21 protein-coding genes are annotated in these 24,019 nt (G+C 43.3%); 15 read left to right on the top strand and 6 right to left on the bottom strand.

The genetic code is table 11. From position 1 onward, the window contains the following. Positions 1–44 precede the first annotated feature (44 nt). The 7 genes from rbfA to JCM16456_RS12725 all read left to right on the top strand — a co-directional run bounded on the left by rbfA (position 45) and on the right by JCM16456_RS12725 (position 7,216). A complete protein-coding gene (gene rbfA / locus JCM16456_RS12755) occupies positions 45–440 on the top strand; it encodes a 30S ribosome-binding factor RbfA (protein ID WP_068714915.1) in 396 nt (131 codons plus the stop codon). Then, positions 440–1,387: a tRNA pseudouridine(55) synthase TruB gene (gene truB / locus JCM16456_RS12750; protein ID WP_068714913.1), complete on the top strand. Its 948-nt coding sequence runs from the start codon at positions 440–442 to the stop codon at positions 1,385–1,387. The genes rbfA and truB overlap by 1 nt, the downstream gene beginning before the upstream one ends. A gap of 129 nt (positions 1,388–1,516) precedes the next feature. Further along, positions 1,517–1,786: a 30S ribosomal protein S15 gene (rpsO, locus tag JCM16456_RS12745; RefSeq protein ID WP_068714911.1), complete on the top strand. Its 270-nt coding sequence runs from the start codon at positions 1,517–1,519 to the stop codon at positions 1,784–1,786. 299 nt (positions 1,787–2,085) lie between these two features. After that, a complete protein-coding gene (gene pnp / locus JCM16456_RS12740; RefSeq protein WP_068714909.1) occupies positions 2,086–4,221 on the top strand; it encodes a polyribonucleotide nucleotidyltransferase in 2,136 nt (711 codons plus the stop codon). A 154-nt stretch (positions 4,222–4,375) separates the two neighbouring features. Then, positions 4,376–5,305, top strand: coding sequence for a lipoprotein NlpI (nlpI, locus tag JCM16456_RS12735; protein WP_068714907.1), 930 nt, complete (start codon positions 4,376–4,378; stop codon positions 5,303–5,305). Positions 5,306–5,416: 111 nt separating this feature from the next. Further along, entirely contained in the window at positions 5,417–5,827 is a 411-nt protein-coding gene (locus JCM16456_RS12730) for a MarR family winged helix-turn-helix transcriptional regulator (RefSeq protein WP_068714905.1), read from the top strand. 45 nt (positions 5,828–5,872) lie between these two features. Beyond that, entirely contained in the window at positions 5,873–7,216 is a 1,344-nt protein-coding gene (locus JCM16456_RS12725) for an MATE family efflux transporter (RefSeq protein WP_068714903.1), read from the top strand. 58 nt (positions 7,217–7,274) lie between these two features. Here JCM16456_RS12725 and JCM16456_RS12720 read toward each other — a convergent pair whose 3' ends face one another. From JCM16456_RS12720 to JCM16456_RS12710, 3 genes are all read right to left on the bottom strand, one after another. Then, positions 7,275–8,150 (bottom strand): U32 family peptidase, encoded by an 876-nt coding sequence (locus tag JCM16456_RS12720; protein ID WP_068714901.1) that lies wholly within the window; start codon positions 8,148–8,150, stop codon positions 7,275–7,277. A gap of 22 nt (positions 8,151–8,172) precedes the next feature. Further along, the gene (ubiU, locus tag JCM16456_RS12715) at positions 8,173–9,186 is read right to left on the bottom strand and encodes a ubiquinone anaerobic biosynthesis protein UbiU (protein ID WP_068714899.1); all 1,014 of its coding nucleotides are present in this window, start codon (positions 9,184–9,186) and stop codon (positions 8,173–8,175) included. A gap of 88 nt (positions 9,187–9,274) precedes the next feature. After that, positions 9,275–11,347, bottom strand: coding sequence for a sensor domain-containing protein (locus JCM16456_RS12710; RefSeq protein WP_068714897.1), 2,073 nt, complete (start codon positions 11,345–11,347; stop codon positions 9,275–9,277). 190 nt (positions 11,348–11,537) lie between these two features. On the opposite strand from JCM16456_RS12710, the gene ubiT reads away from it, so the two are divergent. From ubiT to rimI, 4 genes are all read left to right on the top strand, one after another. Next, positions 11,538–12,071 (top strand): ubiquinone anaerobic biosynthesis accessory factor UbiT, encoded by a 534-nt coding sequence (ubiT, locus tag JCM16456_RS12705; protein WP_068716076.1) that lies wholly within the window; start codon positions 11,538–11,540, stop codon positions 12,069–12,071. Beyond that, the gene (locus JCM16456_RS12700; RefSeq protein WP_068714896.1) at positions 12,055–12,552 is read left to right on the top strand and encodes a GNAT family N-acetyltransferase; all 498 of its coding nucleotides are present in this window, start codon (positions 12,055–12,057) and stop codon (positions 12,550–12,552) included. Before ubiT ends, JCM16456_RS12700 begins: the two co-directional genes overlap by 17 nt. Before the next feature lie 83 nt (positions 12,553–12,635). Further along, positions 12,636–13,037 carry a DNA polymerase III subunit psi gene (locus JCM16456_RS12695; RefSeq protein ID WP_068714894.1) on the top strand — a complete coding sequence of 134 codons (402 nt, stop codon included), beginning with the start codon at positions 12,636–12,638 and terminating at the stop codon, positions 13,035–13,037. A 7-nt stretch (positions 13,038–13,044) separates the two neighbouring features. Next, the gene (gene rimI, locus JCM16456_RS12690) at positions 13,045–13,497 is read left to right on the top strand and encodes a ribosomal protein S18-alanine N-acetyltransferase (protein WP_068714893.1); all 453 of its coding nucleotides are present in this window, start codon (positions 13,045–13,047) and stop codon (positions 13,495–13,497) included. On the opposite strand, the gene JCM16456_RS12685 is transcribed toward rimI, so the two are convergent. Further along, the gene (locus JCM16456_RS12685; RefSeq protein ID WP_068714890.1) at positions 13,476–15,542 is read right to left on the bottom strand and encodes a putative bifunctional diguanylate cyclase/phosphodiesterase; all 2,067 of its coding nucleotides are present in this window, start codon (positions 15,540–15,542) and stop codon (positions 13,476–13,478) included. The genes rimI and JCM16456_RS12685 overlap by 22 nt on opposite strands. 204 nt (positions 15,543–15,746) lie before the next feature. On the opposite strand from JCM16456_RS12685, the gene prfC reads away from it, so the two are divergent. After that, the gene (prfC, locus tag JCM16456_RS12680; protein ID WP_068716074.1) at positions 15,747–17,336 is read left to right on the top strand and encodes a peptide chain release factor 3; all 1,590 of its coding nucleotides are present in this window, start codon (positions 15,747–15,749) and stop codon (positions 17,334–17,336) included. A gap of 143 nt (positions 17,337–17,479) precedes the next feature. Here the strand turns inward: prfC and srmB are convergent, their stop codons facing one another. Together srmB and JCM16456_RS12670 are read right to left on the bottom strand one after the other, a co-directional pair. Then, the gene (srmB, locus tag JCM16456_RS12675; RefSeq protein WP_068714888.1) at positions 17,480–18,691 is read right to left on the bottom strand and encodes an ATP-dependent RNA helicase SrmB; all 1,212 of its coding nucleotides are present in this window, start codon (positions 18,689–18,691) and stop codon (positions 17,480–17,482) included. Positions 18,692–18,778: 87 nt separating this feature from the next. Further along, positions 18,779–19,486: a tRNA1(Val) (adenine(37)-N6)-methyltransferase gene (locus tag JCM16456_RS12670; protein WP_068714886.1), complete on the bottom strand. Its 708-nt coding sequence runs from the start codon at positions 19,484–19,486 to the stop codon at positions 18,779–18,781. A gap of 319 nt (positions 19,487–19,805) precedes the next feature. Between JCM16456_RS12670 and brnQ the strand changes: the two genes are divergently transcribed. The 3 genes from brnQ (at position 19,806) to lysS (ending at position 24,006) form a co-directional block, all read left to right on the top strand. Continuing rightward, complete coding sequence (gene brnQ / locus JCM16456_RS12665; protein ID WP_068714884.1) at positions 19,806–21,119, top strand: branched-chain amino acid transport system II carrier protein; 1,314 nt, start codon at positions 19,806–19,808, stop codon at positions 21,117–21,119. Positions 21,120–21,340: 221 nt separating this feature from the next. Next, positions 21,341–22,439, top strand: a protein-coding gene (gene prfB / locus JCM16456_RS12660) for a peptide chain release factor 2 (protein ID WP_156430527.1) whose coding sequence is annotated in 2 segments (ribosomal slippage) — positions 21,341–21,415 and positions 21,417–22,439 — 1,098 coding nt in all. Because the reading frame shifts where the segments join, the coding sequence is not laid out codon by codon here. A gap of 34 nt (positions 22,440–22,473) precedes the next feature. Beyond that, positions 22,474–24,006, top strand: a complete 1,533-nt coding sequence (lysS, locus tag JCM16456_RS12655; protein WP_068714880.1) for a lysine--tRNA ligase — start codon at positions 22,474–22,476, stop codon at positions 24,004–24,006. Positions 24,007–24,019: the final 13 nt, after the last annotated feature.

The raw sequence follows: 24,019 nt of genomic DNA, 5'->3' as shown, positions 1-24,019 counted from the left end.
GCTGGGAAACCATCCCCCCATTCTTTCTGTAAGTGAGAAAAGATATGCCAAAAGAATTTAGCCGTACACAGCGTGTGGCTCAGCAATTACAAAAAGAATTAGCCATGATTCTTCAACGTGAAGTTCGTGATTCTCGCCTAGGTATGGTGACAATCTCAGATGTTGAAGTGTCTCGCGATTTATCTTATGCAAAAGTGTTTGTGACTTTCCTATGTGTAGGTGAGCAAACGCCAGAATCTTGCTTAACTGCATTACGTGAGCATGAAGCTCATATTCGTATGATGCTAGGTAAGCGAATCCGTCTACGCCTAACTCCAGAAATTCGTTTCTTCTACGACAATACTTTGGTTGATGGTATGCGTATGTCTAATTTGGTAACCGAAGTGGTTAGCAATGACAAACGTAAACAGCAAGAAGCAGGTCGTGAGGACGAAGAGTAATGGCAAGACGACGTAAAGGTCGCCCGATTAATGGGGTAGTGTTGCTTGATAAACCTACTGGCATTTCATCTAACGACGCATTACAAAAAGTAAAACGCATTTATTTTGCGGAGAAAGCGGGACACACTGGCGCACTAGACCCTCTAGCGACGGGGATGTTGCCTATCTGTTTAGGAGAAGCAACGAAGTTTTCTCAGTTTTTACTTGATTCCGATAAGCGCTACCGCGTGATTGCTAAGTTGGGAGAACGAACGAATACTTCCGACTCTGATGGTGAAGTGGTAGAAACACGTCCAGTTAATGTGGATCGTGACACCTTGTTAAAGCACATTGAGTCATTCCGTGGCGAAACAGACCAAGTTCCTTCAATGTTTTCCGCATTGAAATACCAAGGTCGTCCACTGTACGAATATGCTCGTGAAGGCGTCGATGTTCCACGCGAAGCTCGTAAGATTACGGTTTACGATATTGAACTACATCGTTTTGAAGGCGATGAAGTTGAAATGGAAGTACATTGTTCAAAAGGTACTTACATTCGTACAATCGTAGATGATCTTGGTGAATTACTGGGTTGTGGTGCGCATGTGATCTATTTACGTCGTACCGGTGTAGCTGATTATCCATACGAACGTATGGTGACATTAGAGCAACTCAATGAATTGCTGGAGCAAGCGCAACAGCAAGACATTGCACCAAAAGAATTATTGGATCCGTTGTTATTGCCAATGGATACCGCAGTGCAAAACTTACCTGAAGTAAACATGATTCCTGAATTGGTTCATCTTGTTCAACACGGGCAAGCGGTACAAATCTCAGGTGTGCCAACCCACGGCCAAGTTCGCATGACTGGCGGAGAAGAGCGTCTCTTCTTGGGTGTGGCTGAAATTGATGCCGATGGCAAAGTAGCACCAAAACGCTTAGTGGTTTACGGAGAAGACGACGCATAAAAATGTGTCCTCATAAAAGAGGATAGTCCTTGTCGGGCTACCTTTTATTCTCTATAATTCGCGTTCCTCGTGTCGGCTGAATCAGAGATTGGCTGACACAAATATAAACTTAACTCTTAGGAGAGAATTATGTCTCTGAATGCAGAAACTAAAGCAGCAATCGTTGCTGATTACGCACGTGGCGAAGGCGACACTGGTTCACCAGAAGTACAAGTAGCACTACTTACTGCTTCTATCAACCACCTACAAGGTCACTTCAAAGCTCACAAAGGCGATCACCACAGCCGTCGTGGTCTTCTACGCATGGTTTCTCGTCGTCGTAAACTTCTAGATTACCTAAAAGGTAAAGATCTAGGACGCTACCAAGACCTAATCAAACGTCTAGGCCTTCGTCGCTAAGATTGGTTTGTTTGAAAAAGGGGCTTTATGCCCCTTTTTTGTTATCTAAATTTAGCAAAATCTTAGGGAAGTAGTTTATACTACTCGCGGTTCAATAATATGAATTATTGGCCGGTTACATCGACTCTTTGCATTGCTGTCACCTTAGTCGACCATTTGGTCGCGGCTATTCAAAGCAGATGCTCGCTCGTGCATTTCTGCGAGTATGTTTCGTCTGTTTTTACTAGTCGCGATGAGTGATGCACTGAGTATTCAATTGAAAAATCTAAGTAGTAGATACTTAGAGTAAAGGAACACTCATGTTTGAAAAACCAGTAGTTAAAACGTTTCAGTACGGTAACCACACCGTTACTCTAGAAACTGGCGTAATGGCTCGCCAAGCAACAGCGGCAGTTATGGCAACCATGGACGATACTTCAGTATTCGTTTCTGTTGTTGGTAAAAAAGAAGCGGTTGAAGGTCAAGACTTCTTCCCACTGACAGTAAACTACCAAGAGCGTACTTACGCTGCAGGTAAAATCCCTGGTGGTTTCTTTAAGCGCGAAGGTCGTCCATCTGAAGGCGAAACGCTTACTGCACGTCTTATCGACCGTCCAATCCGTCCTCTTTTCCCAGACGGCTTCAAAAACGAAGTTCAAGTTATCGCGACAGTTGTATCTGTAAACCCAGACGTTCAACCTGATATCGTGACTATGATCGGTACTTCAGCAGCGCTTGCTATCTCTGGTATCCCGTTCCACGGTCCTATCGGTGCTGCACGTGTTGGTTTTATTAACGATCAACTCGTTCTAAACCCAAGCCAAACTGAACTTGCAGATTCTCGTCTTGACCTAGTTGTTGCAGGTACTGAGAGTGCGGTTCTTATGGTTGAATCTGAAGCAGACGTTCTTTCTGAAGAGCAAATGCTTGCAGCTGTTGTTTACGGTCACGACCAACAACAAACGGTAATCAAAGCAATCAATGAATTCGCTGCTGAAGTGGCTACTCCTGCATGGGAATGGGTTGCTCCAGTTGTAAACACTGAATTGAAAGCGAAAATTGCTGAACTAGCTGAAGCTCGTTTCGTTGAAGCGTACCAAATCACTGACAAAATGGCTCGTTACGAGCAAGTTGGTAACATTAAGTCTGACGTTGTTGCAGCGATTGTTGCTGAAGACGAAACCATCGATGAAAACACCATTAAGAACATGCTTGGTTCTCTAGAGAAGAATGTGGTTCGTGGTCGTATCATCGCTGGCGAAAAACGTATCGACGGCCGTGAAAAAGATATGGTTCGTGCACTTGATGTTCGTACTGGTGTTCTACCACGTACTCACGGTAGTGCATTGTTCACTCGTGGTGAAACTCAGGCAATGGTGACTGCAACTCTTGGTACTCAACGTGATGCGCAAATCATCGATGAGCTAACGGGTGAGCGTAAAGACCACTTCCTACTACACTACAACTTCCCTCCATACTGTGTGGGTGAAACTGGTTTTGTTGGTTCACCAAAACGTCGCGAAATCGGTCACGGTCGTCTAGCGAAACGCGGTATTGCAGCGGTAATGCCTTCTGTTGATGAATTCCCATACACTGTACGTGTTGTTTCTGAAATCACAGAATCAAACGGTTCATCTTCAATGGCTTCTGTATGTGGTACTTCTCTTGCTCTTATGGATGCAGGTGTGCCAATCAAAGCGTCTGTTGCGGGTATCGCGATGGGTCTTGTAAAAGAAGGCGACGATTTTGTTGTTCTTTCTGACATCTTGGGTGACGAAGACCACCTAGGTGATATGGACTTTAAAGTAGCAGGTACATCAAACGGTGTGACTGCACTGCAAATGGACATCAAGATCGAAGGCATCACTAAAGAAATCATGCAAATTGCGCTTAACCAAGCACAAGGTGCACGTATGCACATTCTTTCTGTAATGGACCAAGCGATCTCTGGCGCACGTGACGACATTTCTGAATTTGCTCCACGTATCCACACCATGAAAATCAGCGCTGATAAGATCAAAGATGTTATCGGTAAAGGTGGTGCAGTGATTCGTCAGCTTACTGAAGAAACTGGCACTACGATCGAAATCGAAGACGACGGTACGATTAAGATTGCTGCAACTGACGGTGACCAAGCGAAAGATGCGATTGAACGCATCAAAGCAATCACTGCTGAAGTTGAAGTGGGCAAAATCTACACAGGTAAAGTTGCTCGTCTAGCAGACTTCGGTGCATTCGTAACTGTACTTCCAGGTAAAGATGGTCTTGTACACATTTCTCAAATCGCAGACAAACGCGTAGAGAAAGTGTCTGATTACCTAACTGAAGGTCAAGAAGTTCAAGTTAAAGTTCTTGAAATCGACCGTCAAAACCGTATTCGTCTAAGCATGAAAGAAGCGGTAGAGAAAACAGAAGAAGAGACTGTTACTGATTCAGCAGACAACCAAGCTGAATAATTGCCGACTAGATTAGAACTGTAATTTCACATTTCTTTTCGAAAGCATGTTATAAAGGGAGCGTTTACGCTCCCTTTTTTACTTTAGGGACATAAGGTAGGCGATGATGTCTACCAAAACATGAATCTCCACCGGATAACAGGAGTATCTATCTGTGAAATGGTTTCGTACCGTATCGGCTAGCCTAGCCTTAATGCTGCTTGCTGGGTGTGTATCAAAAGGCGCACAAGAAGCGCAATGGATTTATCCACCTATGGCGGTTCCTTTGCAAAATTCAGTACAACAAGAGGTACAAATTGCTCGGTTGACTCAATTACTGCAACGCCAAGATTTGAGCGATAAAGTGCGAACCAAAATGCTAAATGATCGTGGTAATGCTTATGATAGCGTTGGGCTGCAAGACTTAGCGCGTCTCGATTTCTCTCAATCTTTGGCAATTGATCCCAAGCAACCGGATATCTTTAATCTGCTTGGAGTTTACTACACTGGTGTAGATCAGCATGATGCCGCGTATGAGTCTTTTGACACGGCGTTAGAGATGAATCCTGATGACATTTATGCTCTGCGTAATCGCGCTGTTGCTCTTTATTATGGTGAGCGACCAGAGCTCGCTTTAGAGGATATGAAAGCATTAGATGAGAAAACGCCTAACGATCCGTTTAATGCGCTTTGGAGCTACATCATCGAGTATGATATTAATCCTGAACAAGCTAAGCAGCAGTTATTAAATCGTTATAGTGCTCATAATGATTCTTGGGGTTGGACTATTGTTGCGTTGATGTTAGATGAAGTTTCTGAGCAGCAGGCGTTTACTTTTATTTTGGAACACACACACGACAATCAGCTACTCGCTCAACGTTTAACAGAAACGTATTTTTATCTGGGTAAGCGTTATCAAATGCAAGGTCAACTCGCGCATGCGCTTTCGTTGTATAAGTTGGCCATCTCTATGAATGTTTATGAGTATGTTGAGCACCGATATTCTTTCTTAGAGTTAGAACGTATCTTTAAGCAGGTTCGTGACGATAAAGCTGCCGCGGAAAAAGCCGCTAAGCAGGCTAAAGAGCAAGAAGAAAAAGTATAATTTCAGTAAGTGATTGACTATTGAAAGGCGACTCGTTAGAGTCGCCTTTTTGATAATTAGCGCCTGATTATTGAACTATTTAGTTAGGTAAGCTAACCATTTGAGGCTCTTATGAGTTTGGCAATGAACTTAGAACAATTAGAGAGATTTTCAGCCAAAGTTTGGCGAAAACATGGGAAAGAAGATCCAATTTCTCATTTAAGTTTTAACGAGTATGACTATCTTAAAGCGATCCAGAGTGCTGGTGAGCCGATTCGTCTAACCGATCTAGCCAAAAAAATGGAAGTGACGAAACCTTCCGCGTCTTCTATGGTAAAACGTTTAGAAGGCCGTGGTTTGATTCGTCGAATTTTATGTCATGAAGACGCACGATCAGTTCGATTCGAATTAACTGAAGAAGCAGAAAAACATCTGTCCAATGAAAGTAAGGTATACGCTCTAATGGCATTAGAGATGACGGAACGTTTGACTGATGAAGAAGCGGTTTTCTTAGATACTCTTCTACACAAATCATTAAGCTAATAGTCTTAGGTAGTTAGTTGTTCTAACTATCTAATCGGTGGTGTTATGCCTATTTATCGTCAATTTCTGCGTTATACCATACCCACTGTGGCTGCAATGTTGGTTAATGGCCTTTATCAGGTCGTTGATGGCATTTTTATTGGTCACTATATGGGAGCCGATGGATTGGCTGGCATTAATCTCGCTTGGCCTGTTATCGCTATGTCTCTCGGTTTAGGTATGTTGTTGGGGGTGGGTTCTGGCGCTCTCTCATCGATAAAACAAGGGGAAGGCGATCGAGAGGCGGCAAAGCGTATCTTGGCTACTGGCCTTATAACCTTAGTCTGCGTTGCTCCGGTTATCGCTACTATTATCTATTTTGGTGCGCCTTACTTTTTGTCTTGGCAAGGTGCCGATGACGGGGGCTTGCTGCTTGCGCGTCAGTATTTGGATGTGTTGACCATTGGCTGCGTTTTTACGCTTGGTTCTATTGCGACGCCATTTTTACTGAGAAACGATAATAGCCCTAATTTGGCAACTATCTTGATGATAGCTGGTGCTCTAACCAATATCATTTTTGATTATCTTTTTATTGCGGTTCTAGGATGGCAATTACGAGGTGCGGCTCTGGCCACGTTACTTGCTCAAATGGTGGTGACGCTTGCAGGAGGGCATTACTTTTTCTCTTCACGGGCGACTTTGCGTTTAACGCGTCAATGTTTGCGTATGGAGTGGCAATACTTACCCAGAATCGTGCTAATAGGGTTATCAAGCTTCTTTATGTACATTTATAGTGCGACGACTGTGGCTCTACATAATAGTCAGCTTGCCTACTATGGGGAGTCGGTCAGTATTGGTGCATACGCGATTTTGGGGTATATCATCACCGTTTACTATCTGACAGTTGAAGGTATAGCCAATGGTATGCAGCCATTAGCTTCATTCCACTATGGCGCTAAAAACTATCCAGTGATTAGAACCTTATTGCGGCTTTCTATGTCTGTTGTGGTAGTCGGGGGGATTGCATTTGTAGCGGGAGTCAATATTTTCGCAATCTCGATCATTCAAATATTCAATAGTAATGACCTTGATTTGATCCGTAGTGCGGAAGTTGCGATTCGGTTGCATCTTTTTGCGCTGTTTTTTGATGGTTTTTTGGTTGTGACTGGTGCGTACTTTCAAGCTTTAGGTTATAGCCGTAAAGCTATGTTTATCACGTTAGGAAACATTACTATACAAATGCCTTTTCTATTTTTATTACCACTTTGGTTCGGATTAAACGGTGTTTGGTTAGCGTTTCCGTTATCTAATATTGCATTAGGTATCGTGGCGGCGGTTATGCTGTGGCGGGAGTTACAGAGAAACAAACCGATAAGCCAAGCCATCTTTCCGACCGGTTATCGCCAATAAAAAACTGGGAGCCAATACTCCCAGTTTTTTATTCATTAACGATTAGGTTTGGCTGGGCTTAACCGATGACATTGAGTCCCGGGACTTGATGCCAATAGCCATTGCATTCTCGCTTATCAAGGTGGATTGGGTGTTCACCTTGTTCATTCGAGCGAAATGCATGTAAATGATCAAAGGTTTCTGCTCCAAGGGGGCTTAAGCGTATTACATCAACAATGTCGTGCATGTGTTTGAGATCATTGATTAAATTATAGCAATAGCCTGATTGGGTTTGAATTCCGTTCAGGTTAAACACTCGCTGTCCTTCTTGGCTGTCAACCATGATGCCTGTTGGGTACTGAAGACAGCACGTTTCACAGTCATCTTTTGCTCTATTTTCTGCTCTGGCGGTAAAGCAGCGTGCTGAATAGGCCAAAGGCAAATAGCCATGACAAAACGCTTCTATTTCAAACTGTCCTCTAATACCTAATGCGTCACATTGGTCGAGCGTGTTGACTAACCACTCTTTAGACAGCTCGACAGGCATACACCAGCGAGTCATGCCTTGTTTGAGCAGAATATTCAATGCGCGAGCGTTATAGGCATTGATAGCTGGCCCGACAATAAAGGGCACCTGATGTTCCGTTGCTAATTGGATGGCTGATACGTCATTGGCTTCAATCGCGAACTCGCCATTGTCGATGTACTTTTTCATCACATTGATTTCGCTCGGAGACTCGAGTAAAGCCATGGTTGATAACACGACTTGTTTGCCCGACTTGGCGAGCATTTTAGCCAAATCTAGCCAGTCTGAGTACTTCATTTCACGACGTTTAGAGCAGACCGTTTCCCCCAAATAGATAATATCTGCCGAGCTATCTCGAGCTTGTTGATAAAACTCTACCACATCCTGTTTTGGCCAGAAGTAGAGCAGTGGTCCAAGTGCGTAGCGCATGTTGTTCTCCAAGCTGAATTATTTATTGCCATTTACGGTGGTAAGCGCCTAATGTCGTTTGCGTACCTTCTGACACGTTAGCCAAAGTTGCATCCCATGCTGGAGCGACTTTGTATTGCTGCGGTGCGGCGAGATAGCGGTCGATAGCCGATCGCCATGTTTTAGTGACTTGCTCAACATAGGCAGGACTGCGTTGACGCCCCTCTATTTTTACCGAGGCAATATTGGCTGCAAATAATTCAGGAAGCATGGATAGGGTATTTAAGCTGGTGGGTTCTTCTAAAGCATGATAGCGCTTAGGTTGTCCTTCCAACTCAGCGATAAAGCGACCTTTACACAGGGTTGGATAGCCAGCATTCTCTCCGTGTGCATAATGGTCGATTAGCACTTCATTGAGGCGAGATTCAAGTCCGGATGGTGTCTCTTGCCAGCGAACATATTTCGCCGGAGAGCAAGCTCCTACCGTATTCGGTGACTCTCCGGTTAAGTAAGAAGAGAGGTAACAACGACCTTCGGACATAATGCACAAGCTACCAAAGGCAAATACTTCTAGCTCGACATCGTTAGGAATGGAGCGGGAGAGCTGGCGCACTTGATGGATAGAGAGTACTCGGGGTAACACAACCCGTTTGATATTGAAGTTATTTTTATAAAATTCAATTGCTTTACTGTTGGTTGCGGAAGCTTGTACTGAAAGGTGAATATCAATCTGTGGGTAGTGTTCACTGATATAATCCAATAAAGCAATATCGGCGACAATGAGTGCGTCAATGCCAAGTTGTGCTGCTTGATCAATGGCGTTTGTCCAGCGTTCAAAGCCATCAGGATGGGCAAAAGTATTTATTGCAACATGCAGCTTTTTCCCGTGATTTTTGACGTAATCTACCGCTTTGTCGAGTTTTTTACCAGCAAAGTTAAGGCCTGCAAAGTGTCGAGCATTGGTGTCGTCTTTAAAACCGATATAGACGGCATCTGCACCACAATCGATCGCCGTTTTTAGGGCAGGAAGATTCCCTGCCGGACATAAAAGTTCCATGGCTCAATTACTATTGTGTCTAATAAGTCGTGGTATTTTATGAACAAAATTGCGTAAAGGGTTTGATGTAAATTAGGTTTAGTTCATTCTAAAGTTCGCTGTTTCTTTTTCTGTGACGGCAGTTTTTGACAAACAGTTCTTCTACTTCTTGTTTTGGTTGAGGGCGGTAAAAATGAAAGCCTTGAATCGTATTACAATTTAGATTTGATAGTAGGGCGGCTTGTTGTTGGGTTTCTACCCCTTCCGCCACGACGCTCATATCTAATGATTTGCCCAAGTTTATGATGTTTTCTATTACAGTGATTTGTTTTGGCAGTTGATCAATATCATTAATAAAGCCGCGGTCGATCTTGAGTTCGTCTAGTGGAAAGCGAGCTAAATACGCTAATGACGAGTAACCCGTTCCAAAGTCATCAATCGAAAGTGTAAAGCCTAACTTTTTAATGGCATTGAGCATTTGCAAGGTGTTATCACTATTGCTCATTACGGCTGTTTCGGTAAGCTCAAAGGTAATACAGCTCGGTTCTAATCCAGTAATACGCAGTTGTTTATCTAGGTAATCAAGTAGCTGTCTATTGCCAAATTGCTCAGGCGAAAGGTTTATCGCAACTCGTCCGGGTAATATACCCTGTTGTTTCCAACGTTTTACCGTGGTAAATACTTCGCGAATAACCACCCGACCTAAATGTTCAATCAATCCTGATTTTTCAGCCACAGGGATGAAAGAAGCGGGGCTAATGTAGCCTTCGACGGGGTGCTTCCAGCGCACTAGTGCTTCTGCGCCGTTAATACTAAAATCACGGGCATTCACTTTCGGCTGATACCATACCTCTAACCCGTTTTGCTGCAATGCTTTTTGCAATTCGATCTCAAGCCATAACCTTGCTCGCGCTTCTTTATTCATCTGATCATTGTAAATAATCAAACGGTTACGCCCACGCTCTTTGGCTTCATACATAGCAGTATCTGCATTTTGCAGTAATACCCGAGCATTTTGCCCATTTTCTGGATAACGAACACTGCCGATGGAGCAGGAAAGTCGTTTGGTAAAATGGTGCAGATCAAATGGTTGATTAATCAAAGAGATGATTCGATCAGACAGCATTTCGGCTGCGCGTTGATGTTCGGGATTTGGCCAGATGATAGCAAACTCATCCGCTCCCAAATGACCAAGAATGGCATGGGGTGGAAGAATTCGTTTTAAACGCGCTGCAATTTCACGAATGACTTTATCACCGACGTGGTGGCCTAGTGAGTCATTGATATTTTTAAAGTTATCCACGTCCAAATAGAGCATAAGTGACGGAGTTGATGTTTTAATGAGCTGATCAACCCGTTTACTAAACCCCAAACGATTATATAACCCAGTGAGAGGGTCGAGGTGGATATCTAGGCTATTGAGAGCTGCTGGCACAGACTCACTTGGACTGGGAGAGTACTCTTGCATCAAGATGAGCTGTGAGTGTTGACCCCACATGGGAGTCCAGGCGGTATTTAAGGCGACTAACCTCTCAAAGCCACAACGAGTACTGGTTTGACAGATGATAGGGGAGGTTGATAGCTGTTCTGTGAAGCCTGGCGCCATCCCCAAATGCGTTTGCCCATCAATAAATAGTGGAGATAGTTCTTCTCCTAACAATTCACTGTGATCTTCAAAGCCAAGTAAACGTGCAGCTGCTGGGTTGGCTGAAAGAATAGTATTGTTTTCAACCAGTAATAAGCCATCTTTAATCAGAGTCGATAAGGTAAGAAATTTTTGTTCTGATTCGTCTAAGGAGCTCAGTAATTGATGTTTTTCTGAAGTGTCGCTTGCTTGGAAAATAACGTGACTAATTTGTCCATTATATGTAATGGGAGAAAGAGTAAATAGGAGACTGAATTGGATGCCTTGGTGCTCAAATTCTATCTCATTTTCCACGTTCTCGCCTAGGAATGCTCGTTCATAGAACGGCTTCAAGTACCGATAATAATGGTCGCCAAGTATTGGTTGATCACTCATTCCTACCAATTGACTTGGTTGCAGTTGTGCCAATTCTGAATAGCGCTCATTCACCATGACATAGCGATGCTCTCTATCCAAAATAGCAAAGAAAAACGTGCGATTAGCGGTTAACTTCGCGAACCAGTGCTGCAAATTGTCCAATAATGTTTGCGCAGGCATGAAAATACTACCAAAGTCCCCAAATGCGATTGATACGATGTTACATAATCCCAAGCTTATTAACTATAACTTTGCGTTATCAATGTCAATTAGAAGGAGTTAGACGCTGTTTTTTTGATACATAACAGAAATTGTGGTTAAGAGTTAATCTAGTATGAGACTTATTTGTTCTACAGTACGGATAATGCTCGTGATTAACAAGATACGTTCTCAATTAGTGCAAAATGCCGCGTCTATTTTGCGATCTCCAGTACACTTAATTCCTTCGTTTGTTCAAAAAAAAGCCATGCTAGACAGTATGTTGATGGTTTTTCGGGAAGCTATTGATGATGGTGATTTTGCTTTTTTGAGCGATAAATGGCTTAAAATCGAAATTCACGATATGAATTTACATTGGTACATAAGTTATCAAAATGACAATTTAATTATCGCTAATAAAGAAGTAATTGAAGATGTTCGTTTCAGTGGCAACCTGAATGATTTAGTATTGATAGCCGGACGCAAAGAAGACCCAGATACTCTTTTCTTTCAGCGCCGTTTACTGATTGAAGGCGATACAGAGCTTGGTTTAGAAGTGAAAAATTTGATGGATAGCATCGATTTAGAACAATTCCCGAAACCGATGCAAGTTGTACTTCAACAATTAGCTGAATTTGTGCATAAAGGCCTATCTGAGCCTGCTGCACAATCCAATAATGAGGTAGTTCATGCTTATTCGAACTGAAGCACCAGCAGATATTCTATTAATTGACCGGTTATTAAAGTCGGTATTTACCACTGAAGCGGAAGCTGATTTGGTGATGTCTCTTCGTGAAAATGGTCATTTGACCTTGTCACTTGTTGCTTGTACTGATGAAGGTGAAGTGATTGGACATGCCATGTTTAGCCCCTTAACCATCTCAGGGGAAGAGACCAATTGGCAGGGCATCTTTCCTGTGTGTGTAAGTCAGCCTCATCGACATCAAGGTATTGGTTCGCAACTTATCCGTGAGGGATTAGATTCCCTTTCCGACTTAGGTTATCCAGGATGTATCGCTACCGGAAAGTTGGAATTTTGGACATCACTAGGTTTTCAATCGAACCCAAACTTGACGTTGGCGGACAATGATTGCCATACCTTCACCCTTTGGGAAACCGAAGCGGGTGCCCCAGCAGGCATAGTTGAGTGTAGCTCCGAATTTCAGAGCTATGCATTAACGGTCTAACCTGTCATTGCGAAGGCTCGATGCTTGAGTCAGTTAGTGCTTATTTGATAGCATTGGGCTTTCGAAAATAACAGATCAACTCTATGTCACATTCACACCTGTCCTATCTTCAGGAGATGGGGATTCAAAGCTGGGAATTAACGCATGCTGAACGCTTAAAAGGCTATCAGCCTTCCCTAAATCAACTGCCAAGTCATTGCCGTTTGGTTTTGGTCAGCGATGAATACCCAACAGCCGTCGAAGTGGCTATGTTTGATAGAGTGATCAATAGTTTCCATGTTATTAACAGTGAAACGTGTTTTATTCATCTTGCTCAATTGATGCAATTTGATCTTTCCACTCTAGAATGGTTGTGGTTTGCTGGTTGCAAACCTTTACCCACTTCAGTTCACAAACAATTGGTTTCACCACATTTACGTGATATCGACGGTAATACTCAACAGCGTCGAGCACTGTGGCAACAGATTTGTTCCTACGAGGATTAATCGTTTTATGTCAGTTTCTTTCGTCGCTCTTTCTGAGTGTTACCTTGATGCTGTTTGGGCCATCGAGCAGTCTGCTCATTCTCATCCATGGAAACAGTCAATGATTTACGACTTAAAAAGTCGAGGTCAATTGCACAGCGCGATGTTGGTGGATGACAAAGTGGTTGGTTATTTTTATGCGCAGAACATTGTTGGTGAAGTATCGTTACTGAATATCGCTATTGCCCCTCAAGAGCAGGGGAAAGGGTATGGCCGATTGCTAGCGAATTATTTTATTGAGTTGTGTCAACAAGCCAATGCAGAAAGTGCCTGGCTAGAAGTCCGTGAAAGTAATCAGCGAGCAATTGCACTTTATGATCAACTAGGGTTTCATGAAATTGATCGTCGTCTTAACTATTATCCGACAAATAAAGGGAAGGAAGACGCGTTAATCATGAGTTATATGTTTTTTGCTGAATGAATATCTAATTCCGTCGTCTCTTTAGCCACGTCTTGATAGGGCGTGGTTTTAAAGCGGAGCAACAACTCTTCTTCATTTAACGGTTTATCAAATAAGTACCCTTGAAACTGTTTACATCCCATGCGTTTTAATGCTCTAAGTTCGTTCTCATTTTCTACACCTTCTGCAATCACTCTTAGATTCAATCGCTTAGCGATCATTAAAATGGTGTCAACAATCGCTTGGTCATTTTCATCTTGATGGAGTTGGGTGACAAAAGAACGGTCAATTTTAAGGACATCCACATCCAAATGCTTTAAATAACGCAAAGAAGAGTAACCAGTACCAAAGTCATCGATGGAAAGGTGCAAGTGAGACTTCTTGAGCTGGGCCATTTTTTGTCTGGCGACTTCGACATTCTCTAGCAGCAGGTTCTCAGTGATCTCTAATTCAATAGACTGTCCTGAAATGCGGTATTTATTCAGTGCTTGATCTATTTGTTCGACAAAACTGTCTTGAGCAAATTGAAGAGGACTAATATTGATAGCCAAGCGACAAAAGCTTTTAGGAAGAAGACCTTGAGCTTGCCATTGGGCATAATGCGCAAAGGCGGTTTCAATGATCCAGTGTCCGATAGGCAAAATTTGCCCAGTTTCCTCTGCGATGGGCATAAAGATCCCAGGGGAAATAATACCTTTTTGGGGATGATGCCAACGAATTAGTGCTTCAGCACCGACAATCTCATGCTGGGCATTGACTTGAGGTTGATAAAAAAGCTCAAGCTGATTTGAAGCAAGCGCTTCATGCAGCCCTTTCTCGATGTTTAAGAAACTTTCGATTTGTGACTGCATTTCCGGTTGATAAAACTGATAGGTATTCCTGCCATGTACTTTAGCGCGATAGAGTGCTGTATCTGCCTGTCGAAGTACGTCGATATTGGCGTTATTTGCACCGGAAAATAGGGCGATACCAATACTGCTACTGCAATAGAGCTGGTGTGTATCGACGATGTATGGGGCAGATAAGGTGTCGAGCAGTTGCTGAGCGACTTCTTCGATTTCATTATCATGATAGCTAGGGATCAGTACGGCAAATTCATCGCCTCCGATACGCGCAATGACATAATTGTAATGCGACCACTCTTCTATTCGGGTTGCAACGGCTATCAGTAGCTTGTCACCAATGGTGTGTCCCAACGAATCGTTAATGGTTTTGAAACGATCCAAATCTAAGTACAGCAGGGCTCCTTGTGTTCCCTCTTTGACGCTTTTCTTTATGTTCACGTTGAGCATTTTCATCAACATACTACGGTTATTTAAGCCTGTTAGTGTGTCGTAGTAAGCCAGCTTATTTAATTTTCCTTCTGCGCTTTCACGTTCTTGCCATAGCTGATGGACGGTACCTGCTAGCTCCTTAAGTTCGTTATTACCCCGAAATAATGTGTCTGGTGAACTGTGTTGCTTGTCTCGCAAAGAGCGTACCCAACGGCTTAATCGAATTAAGGGTAGAGACAGTTTGTAGTAAAAAAAAATCAATAGAATGATGGTCAACAAGCAGGTTCTCAATAAATCTAAGAGCAACATGTTTGCGTGCTTGGTGATGAAGCGTTGCGCGAGTGTGTTGGTATTAACCGAAAAGAGTAAATAGCCCACAACGGTAGATGAGTTCGGTTGATGTAAGCTGGTTGAGAATGTGGTGCTAGTCGGAGAAATATAATTTGACACTAACCCAACAAATGCGCTCACTTTGGGAGCTGGGTTGGTTTGTTGAAATAGGATTTCGTTAAAGTCATCCATGATTTGCACATGATGAATCGCAGGATCGTTCATCAGACTAGAAACAACTTGCTCGGCTAAGATAGGGTTAAGTCGGAAGGCTGCCTGACTTGCATTGGTATAACTCTGCATAAGCTGAAAACGATAATGCTCCTCAAGACGGTTTTTTTCTTGATGAAGGTCGAGCAACGTATAGTTTATGCTAAAGGCCATTCCCAGTAGCATCGATACGATAAACACGGTAATCGCTTGTTTAAAGGCGATGGATTGGGTGGGTTTTATTTCTACCATAGACTCAAAGATCCATTTCAATGTCTTAAAGTTATAGCCCAAGATCCCTGATTTGGCAGGTGAAAGTGCTTAGTAGCGAGACATTTTAGCCTTTAAGTTGCCCCCAGCGTGATAATAGGGGAGAATACCGACCAAATTTGAACCGAATAGCCAAGGATGCTGTTTGGAAGTGTCCTGTTAGGTAGAAAAGAAGATTGGTTTCACATGTCAAATAGTCCATTTGTCGGCGAAGTATCGAAACGCCGTACTTTCGCGATCATATCCCACCCAGATGCGGGTAAAACCACCATTACAGAAAAAGTGTTATTGTTCGGACACGCGATCCAAACAGCAGGTTCGGTTAAAGGTCGTGGTTCGTCACAACACGCTAAATCGGACTGGATGGAAATGGAGAAAGAACGTGGTATCTCTGTAACCACATCGGTCATGCAATTTCCGTATGCTGATTCTCTCGTTAACCTGCTAGATACCCCTGGACACGAAGATTTCTCTGAAGATACTTACCGTACTCTAACTGCTGTTGACTCATGTTTAATGGTTATCGATGCCGCGAAGGGTGTAGAAGATCGTACTCGTAAACTGATGGAAGTAACTCGTCTGCGTGATACGCCGATCATCACCTTTATGAACAAATTGGACCGCGACATTCGTGACCCAATGGAGTTGATGGACGAAGTTGAAAACGAACTTAACATCCTTTGTGCTCCAATTACTTGGCCTATCGGTTGTGGTAAAGAGTTTAAAGGTGTTTATCACATCCATCGTGATGAAACGATTTTGTACTCAACAGGCCAAGGCCATACTATTCAAGAAGTTCGAATTGTGAAAGGGTTGGATAACCCAGAACTTGAGCAAGCAGTGGGTGAAGATCTTGCTGCGCAACTTCGAGATGAGCTTGAACTCGTTATTGGTGCATCGAATGAGTTTGATGAAGACTTATTCTTAAGTGGTGAACTGACACCTGTTTTCTTTGGTACTGCATTGGGTAACTTCGGTGTAGACCACATGTTGGATGGTTTGACCGAGTGGGCACCAATGCCAAAAGCTCGTCATGCTAATGAGCGTGTTGTGGAAGCAACTGAGGAAAACTTCTCTGGTTTTGTCTTCAAGATTCAAGCAAATATGGATCCTAAACATCGCGACCGTATTGCATTTATGCGCGTGGTATCTGGTACCTACAAACAAGGTATGAAGATGAATCATGTTCGTACTGGTAAAACAGTAAGTATTTCTGATGCGGTTACCTTCATGGCTGGAGATCGCTCTCGTGCAGAAGAAGCATACGCTGGTGATATTATTGGTTTACATAACCATGGCACTATTCAGATTGGCGATACTTTCACGCAAGGCGAAAATCTGAAATTTGCGGGTATCCCTAACTTTGCACCAGAACTTTTCCGTCGTATTCGTCTGCGCGATCCATTGAAGCAAAAACAATTGCTAAAAGGTCTAGTGCAACTTTCTGAAGAAGGTGCGGTACAGGTATTCCGTCCATTGCAAAACAACGATTTGATCGTTGGCGCAGTCGGTGTGCTGCAGTTTGACGTGGTGGTTGCTCGCTTGAAATCTGAATACAACGTTGAAGCGATTTACGAAAGCGTTAACGTAGCGACAGCTCGTTGGGTTGAGTGTGATGATGCGAAGAAATTCGATGAGTTCCAGCGTAAGAACCAAACTCACCTAGCCCTCGATGGTGGTGATAACCTAGCGTATATTGCTCCAACGATGGTTAACTTGAACTTGGCGAAAGAGCGCTTCCCTGAAGTGGATTTCCGCGCAACTCGTGAGCATTAATTTGCTATTTAGCAATGCTGTTCAAGTCTGAACGATAAATAAAGAAAAACCGCTGTTCAGTCAGCGGTTTTTTTTTGTCTCTTTACAGCGATTATGCTCAGTGCGCAAAAAGCGTATTACTAAGAAAAATTACTTTTTCTTTTTCACGTTCTTTTTGGCGCTTTTCTTTTGTCTGTTTCTTTTTTCTTTTTCTTTTTAAATACTGGTTTTTTGTGTTGCGGGCGCATGTCTTTGATGTAGCGCTCTTTGATCTCTTCGTCTACATAGCGACTGACACGATCGATCATTGGTTGGTCGTGCGCTTCCACTAGTGAAATTGCCGACCCTTTTTTACCGGCACGAGCTGTTCGCCCAATGCGGTGTAAATAGACATCGGCTGTGCGAGGCATGTCGTAGTTGATCACGTGGCTCACATCAGGAATATCGATGCCACGAGCTGCAACATCTGTTGCTAAAAGAACGGTAATTTCACCGCTACGGAAACGGCTGATCGCGTTGTTTCGACGATCTTGTGGCATTTCACCTTGAATCCAAGAACAAGGAATTTGTGAGCGTTCGAGCTCGGAACGTAATTCGGCCAGACGTTCACGAGTTTTAACAAACACGATCGCTTTTTCGGATTGTTCAGTCAGGATTTTCTTCAGCAATGCATTTTTGTGTTCTAAGCTATCGGCACGGTGATACCACTGAGAAATCTTTTTGCGCTCACGGCGAGATGGCTCAGCACTCACTTCAACGGGCTCTTTTAGTAGGTCCGCGGTGAAGCCTTCTACCCCTTTACCTTCTAATGTTGCTGAAAACAAAAGCGTTTGTTTGCGCCAGCGACATTCTGCAGACAAGCGATCAACTACGGGACCAAAGCCCATATCCAGCATACGGTCTGCTTCATCAAGAATGAGCCATTCAATTGCACGGCAATCGAAGCGTTCAGCATCGATGTATTCCAATAGGCGTCCTGGAGTGGCTACTACGATATCTTGAGTTTGCGCCAAAATGTCTGCGTGTTCTTGGTATTGTACGCCACCAGTGATAGTGATGACATTTAGACGAGAGTTCTTACCTAATGCACGTGTTTGATCGGCAACTTGCATCGCCAGTTCACGTGTCGGAGTCAAAATAAGGATACGAGCAGGGCCGGCTTTTTTACGAGGGAAGTCTTGCAGGTATTGCAGAGCTGGAATCGCAAATGCAGCAGTTTTACCTGTTCCTGTTGGAGCAGATGCTAAAACGTCTCTACCGTCCAAGGCTTGAGGTATCGCTTCAGCCTGAATTTGAGTTGGGCGGGTAAAGCCTAGCTCTTCAATGGCCTCAACAATATTTTGGTCCAGTTCAAGGTCAGCAAAGGTTTTGATCACAGTGTTGTCTCCACAGGTATGGATAATTCAGTCAAAAATTAGGTCGCACATTATAGTGGGATCAATGACTAGATCATATCTAATTTTCTACATCTTGAGATAAAACTGATGAGTAAGGGCGATAAATTGATCGCTGTAGCCTTGATCTGCATTGATAGTTAGGTGTTCTTCTATTGTGTAAGTCGCGTCTCGTTGTAGCTCAAACAGTAAGCGTGTCGCAGGTTTACGTGCTGTTGTTGTCACATTACAGCGCCGAGCTACGCCCCAACCTTTAGTGCTGGCAAGTTTAATAAATGCTTCTCCTTCTGGCGTTGGCAGGATAAAGGCTGCAATACCTTTGGGAGTAAGTAATGAATCTAACTGACGAATAAGATCATTGTGTCCCAATGTTTGTGTATGGCGTGCAATTGCTCGAGAGGTATCTTGTGCTGTTTCACCGGAGTTAAAATAGGGTGGGTTACAGATCACTGCGTCGAAATGATGGGGTAAATCATGTTCCAGTATGTCTTGCTGGGTTACCTCAATACGATCATGCCAAGGAGACTGGGCAATGTTATTTGATGCTGTAAAGTAAGCCTTATTATCGATATCAATGGCTTGAATTAACGTGTTTGGAAAGCGTTGAGCACACATTAATGCTAACAAGCCTGAACCTGTACCTATATCTAACACTGCCTGCGGTGCATTTTGAAATGCCCAAGCTCCTAACATTACGCCATCTGTACTGACTGGCATGCCAATATCACCTCGATTAGTGATAGTGAATTGTTTGAATTTAAAGTCTTTTTTTTTCATTTTATCACTCTGGTTAAATATCGGTTTTTACGTCAATTTAAGTAAATATCTCTAATGTTGATCAATTGTATAGATAATTGTTCTATTTTTGGTTGATATATGTACTCTGTTTTATAGTTATAAATGCTATATTTTAGCTATAAATCCAGTGAAAATGACTGCCTATTTGCTATTGTTGTAAATTAATCTAGTGTTTTTTTCTTTAGACTTGCGAAAAATTAACGATTTGTTCATTATTCTGTCCTTGGGTGGGGGATGGGAATGTATCAAACCTCCATCTGCACACAACATCTAACACATAATTAATTAAGGATTATCTGTGAATCAGCGTTTAAAATTAACAGATATTATCGCTCTTGGTTTTATGCTTTTTGCGTTCTTTTTGGGCGCAGGTAATATCATTTTCCCACCTTTGGCAGGACAACTTGCGGGCCAAAACCTTTTGCCATCAATGGGTGGTTTCCTTTTGACAGCCGTAGGTCTTCCTCTCTCTGGTATCATCGCCGTTGCGATTGCTGGAGGAAGTTGGGAGCATTTAACTAAAGACTTGCCTAAGAAAGTGTCGACCATCATGGCGTCACTGATCTTTATCATTATCGGTCCTGCATTTGCCGCTCCTCGTACCGGTTTGGTTGCTTATGAAATGGCGGTTAAGCCGTTAATTCACGCGCCAAGCAGCACAACTTTGGCTATTTTCTCAGTTGTTTTCTTTGCTATCGCGATGTTCTTCTCTTGGTCTCGTGGCCGATTGATCGACATGATCGGTAAACTTCTGACCCCAGTTCTGTTCCTTTGTTTGGCTATTTTGGCTGTTTCTGTGTTTATTGCTCCGCAAGGGGATATCATGCCAGCACAGCAAGCTTATGCCACTGCACCGTTTACCACTGGCTTCTTTGAGGGCTACAACACCATGGATACATTCGCATCCTTGATGTTTGGTATCTTGGTGGTTGAAGGTTTGCGCAGTAAAGGCATTACGGAAGAAAAAGCGACCACCAAGTATCTGATCAGTGCTGCACTCATTGCCGCTGCCGGTTTGGCGTTCGTGTATATTTCATTGTTCTACTTGGGCGCTACCAGTTTCTCTATCGCCGCAGGTTCTGACAATGGTGGTGAGATCCTCAGTATCTACATCCAAGCGTTATTTGGTAACTACGGTCAATTTGTGCTGTCTGTTATCGTGACATTGGCCTGTTTGACGACTGCGATTGGCCTACTGTCTTCCGTATCCGATTACTTTAGTGGTATTACTCGTCTGAGTTATCATTACTGGGTTGTGATTATCGGTGTTATTTGTGCGATTGTCGCAAACGTAGGTTTATCACAACTAATCTCATTATCTGTGCCTGTACTATTTGCCTTGTATCCTGTGGCGATTGCACTGGTTATCCTCGCATTTGTTCGCAATAAATTACCAAACCCAACATTGTCTTATCGCGTAGTATTGCTCGTATCGTTGATGTTTGCTCTGATTGATGCGGCGAAGATTGTCGGTCTAGATGTGTCATTCTTTAATTTCTTACCGCTATTTAGCGATGGTATGGGTTGGGTTCTACCAACATTGGCGACACTGCTTGCTATGTTCTTTGTTGGCAGTAGCGATGAAAGCCTACTGGAAGAAGAAACCGCATAAATTCGGTTGAAGTTTAGTGAGATCAAGGCAGTGAGTTATCACTGCCTTTTCTTGTTTTAGGTGTGGATTAAATTATCAATGAATAACGAGATGGTGAGGTAATTTCACCAAAGACATGTAATAAACCATATCAGGTGAGATTCACGATTTTTTCCTGTATCTTGCAGTCATTTTTCAGTAGAATTCTTCGGTTAAATTCTATTCATAACTATTAAGCCAAAATGTTTGAAATCAATCCTATTAAACACCGTCTGCAGGATGTGTCTGAGCGCACAAATATCCTGAGGGGGTATCTTTGACTATGACGCAAAGAAAGAGCGTCTAGAAGAAGTCAACGCAGAACTTGAACAACCAGATGTTTGGAACGAGCCTGAACGTGCCCAAGCTCTTGGTAAAGAACGTTCATCTCTTGAAGCTATCGTAGAAACGATTAATGATCTTGATCAAGGTGTCGACGATGTTGAAGGTCTTTTGGAACTGGCTGTTGAAGCAGAAGACCAAGAAACATTTGACGAAATCGGTCCTGAACTGGATGAGTTGGAAAACAAATTGGCGAAGCTTGAATTTCGTCGTATGTTCGCCGGTGATCATGATGCCTCTGATTGTTACCTTGATTTGCAAGCGGGTTCTGGTGGTACTGAAGCTCAAGACTGGACTTCTATGTTATTGCGCATGTACCTGCGTTGGGCTGAAGCAAAAGGTTTCAAAACAGAAGTTATCGAAGTTTCAGAAGGTGAGGTTGCAGGTTTAAAATCGGCAACTGTTCGTATTTCTGGCGAATATGCTTATGGATGGTTGCGTACTGAGACTGGCGTGCACCGTCTAGTTCGTAAATCTCCGTTCGATTCAGGTGGTCGCCGTCATACGTCATTCGCATCTGCGTTTGTCTATCCAGAGGTTGATGACAACATCAATATCGATATTAATCCAGCAGATTTACGTATCGATGTATACCGTGCATCGGGTGCTGGTGGTCAGCACGTTAACACCACTGAATCTGCGGTACGTATTACTCACTTGCCAACCAATATCGTTGTTCAATGTCAGAACGATCGTTCTCAGCATAAGAACAAAGATCAGGCGATGAAGCAACTTCGAGCAAAATTGTTTGAATATGAATTGCAAAAACAAAATGCAGAAAAACAAGCAAACGAAGATGCGAAATCAGATATCGGCTGGGGCAGCCAAATTCGTTCATACGTGTTAGATGACTCCCGAATCAAGGATCTACGCACAGGCGTTGAAAACCGTAATACGCAAGCGGTTCTCGACGGTGATTTAGATAAATTTATAGAAGCTAGCCTTAAATCTGGCCTTTAAGCTTTTTACCGACAAATAACAGGATACATGCAAAATGACTGATGCTGTTCACAACGAAAAGAGCCAAGCTCAAATCGCGCAAGAAGAAAATAAACTGATTGCAGAACGTCGTAGCAAGCTGGAGCACATCCGTAAAGACTCAAAGGCGAATGGTCACCCAAATGACTTTCGTCGCGACAGTCTAGCGGGTGATCTTCAGAAAGAGTTCGGTGAAAAGACCAAGGAAGAGCTAGAAGAACTAAACCACATCGTAGCAGTAGCTGGCCGTGTAATGGCGAAACGTGGTCCATTCATCGTACTTCAAGAAACATCTGGCCGTATCCAAGCATACGCTGCTAAAGATGTGCAAAAAGAGCTTAAAGCGAAATATCAAGGTCTAGATATCGGTGACATCATCGGTGTGAAAGGTGCGCTTCACAAATCAGGTAAAGGCGATCTTTACGTGAACATGGAAGAGTACGAATTGCTAACGAAAGCACTTCGTCCACTACCAGAAAAATTCCATGGTCTAACTGACCAAGAAATGCGTTACCGTCAACGTTACGTTGACCTTATCGTCAACGAAGATTCTCGTAATGCGTTTATCGTACGTTCTAAATTGGTCGCTGCAATTCGTCAATTCATGACAACTAAAGGCTACCTAGAAGTTGAAACGCCAATGATGCACGTGATTCCTGGCGGTGCGACTGCACGTCCATTCGTGACTCACCACAATGCATTGGACATCGACATGTACCTACGTGTTGCTCCTGAGCTTTACCTAAAACGTTTGGTTGTGGGTGGTTTTGATCGCGTATTCGAAATCAACCGTAACTTCCGTAACGAAGGTCTTTCTGTTCGTCACAATCCAGAATTCACCATGATGGAATTCTACCAAGCTTATTCTGACTACAAAGATCTGATGGATCTGACAGAAGAAATGCTAAGCACAGTGGCAATGGAAGTACTAGGTGCAACTGCTGTTCCTTACGGTGACGAAATGGTTGAGTTCGGCGGTCAATACGCACGTATGACCATGCTAGAAGCGATCAAGAAATACAACCCAGACCACGCTGAAATTCAAGCGATGACTGAAGATAGCGTGCAAGATCGTGACCTAATGGTTCGCATCGCGAAATCAGTTGGTGTTGAAGTGGAATCATTCTGGACTTGTGGTCAGCTTCTTGAAGAAACCTTCGGTGAAACAGCGGAGCCTCAACTGATTCAACCAACGTTCATCACTGGCTACCCAGCGGATATTTCTCCACTGGCTCGTCGTAGCGATGACAACCCATTCTTCACTGACCGTTTTGAATTCTTCATCGGTGGCCGTGAAGTGGCAAATGGCTTCTCAGAGTTGAACGATGCAGAAGACCAAGACTCTCGTTTCAAAGCACAGGTTGCGGCGAAAGATGCGGGTGATGACGAAGCAATGTACTACGATGCAGACTACATCACTGCGTTAGAACACGGCTTACCGCCAACTGCGGGTCAAGGTATCGGTATCGACCGTCTAGCTATGTTATTTACGAACTCACACACCATTCGTGATGTGATTCTGTTCCCTGCGATGCGTCCACAGCACTAATCGCTAGAGAATA

Origin of the sequence: Vibrio tritonius (assembly GCF_001547935.1) — a bacterium.
Lineage (GTDB): Bacteria > Pseudomonadota > Gammaproteobacteria > Enterobacterales > Vibrionaceae > Vibrio > Vibrio tritonius.
This window is presented reverse-complemented; position numbering and strand designations above follow the sequence as displayed.

What these genes read in the sequence shown, in the direction of transcription:
- rbfA (WP_068714915.1), top strand. Translation starts at nt 45, where the DNA reads ATGCCAAAAGAATTTAGCCGTACACAGCGTGTGGCTCAGCAATTACAA.
- truB (WP_068714913.1), top strand. Translation starts at nt 440, where the DNA reads ATGGCAAGACGACGTAAAGGTCGCCCGATTAATGGGGTAGTGTTGCTT.
- rpsO (WP_068714911.1), top strand. Translation starts at nt 1,517, where the DNA reads ATGTCTCTGAATGCAGAAACTAAAGCAGCAATCGTTGCTGATTACGCA.
- pnp (WP_068714909.1), top strand. Translation starts at nt 2,086, where the DNA reads ATGTTTGAAAAACCAGTAGTTAAAACGTTTCAGTACGGTAACCACACC.
- JCM16456_RS12730 (WP_068714905.1), top strand. Translation starts at nt 5,417, where the DNA reads ATGAGTTTGGCAATGAACTTAGAACAATTAGAGAGATTTTCAGCCAAA.
- JCM16456_RS12725 (WP_068714903.1), top strand. Translation starts at nt 5,873, where the DNA reads ATGCCTATTTATCGTCAATTTCTGCGTTATACCATACCCACTGTGGCT.
- JCM16456_RS12720 (WP_068714901.1), bottom strand. Translation starts at nt 8,150, where the DNA reads ATGCGCTACGCACTTGGACCACTGCTCTACTTCTGGCCAAAACAGGAT.
- ubiU (WP_068714899.1), bottom strand. Translation starts at nt 9,186, where the DNA reads ATGGAACTTTTATGTCCGGCAGGGAATCTTCCTGCCCTAAAAACGGCG.
- JCM16456_RS12710 (WP_068714897.1), bottom strand. Translation starts at nt 11,347, where the DNA reads ATGCCTGCGCAAACATTATTGGACAATTTGCAGCACTGGTTCGCGAAG.
- JCM16456_RS12700 (WP_068714896.1), top strand. Translation starts at nt 12,055, where the DNA reads ATGCTTATTCGAACTGAAGCACCAGCAGATATTCTATTAATTGACCGG.
- JCM16456_RS12695 (WP_068714894.1), top strand. Translation starts at nt 12,636, where the DNA reads ATGTCACATTCACACCTGTCCTATCTTCAGGAGATGGGGATTCAAAGC.
- rimI (WP_068714893.1), top strand. Translation starts at nt 13,045, where the DNA reads ATGTCAGTTTCTTTCGTCGCTCTTTCTGAGTGTTACCTTGATGCTGTT.
- JCM16456_RS12685 (WP_068714890.1), bottom strand. Translation starts at nt 15,542, where the DNA reads ATGGTAGAAATAAAACCCACCCAATCCATCGCCTTTAAACAAGCGATT.
- prfC (WP_068716074.1), top strand. Translation starts at nt 15,747, where the DNA reads ATGTCAAATAGTCCATTTGTCGGCGAAGTATCGAAACGCCGTACTTTC.
- JCM16456_RS12670 (WP_068714886.1), bottom strand. Translation starts at nt 19,486, where the DNA reads ATGAAAAAAAAAGACTTTAAATTCAAACAATTCACTATCACTAATCGA.
- lysS (WP_068714880.1), top strand. Translation starts at nt 22,474, where the DNA reads ATGACTGATGCTGTTCACAACGAAAAGAGCCAAGCTCAAATCGCGCAA.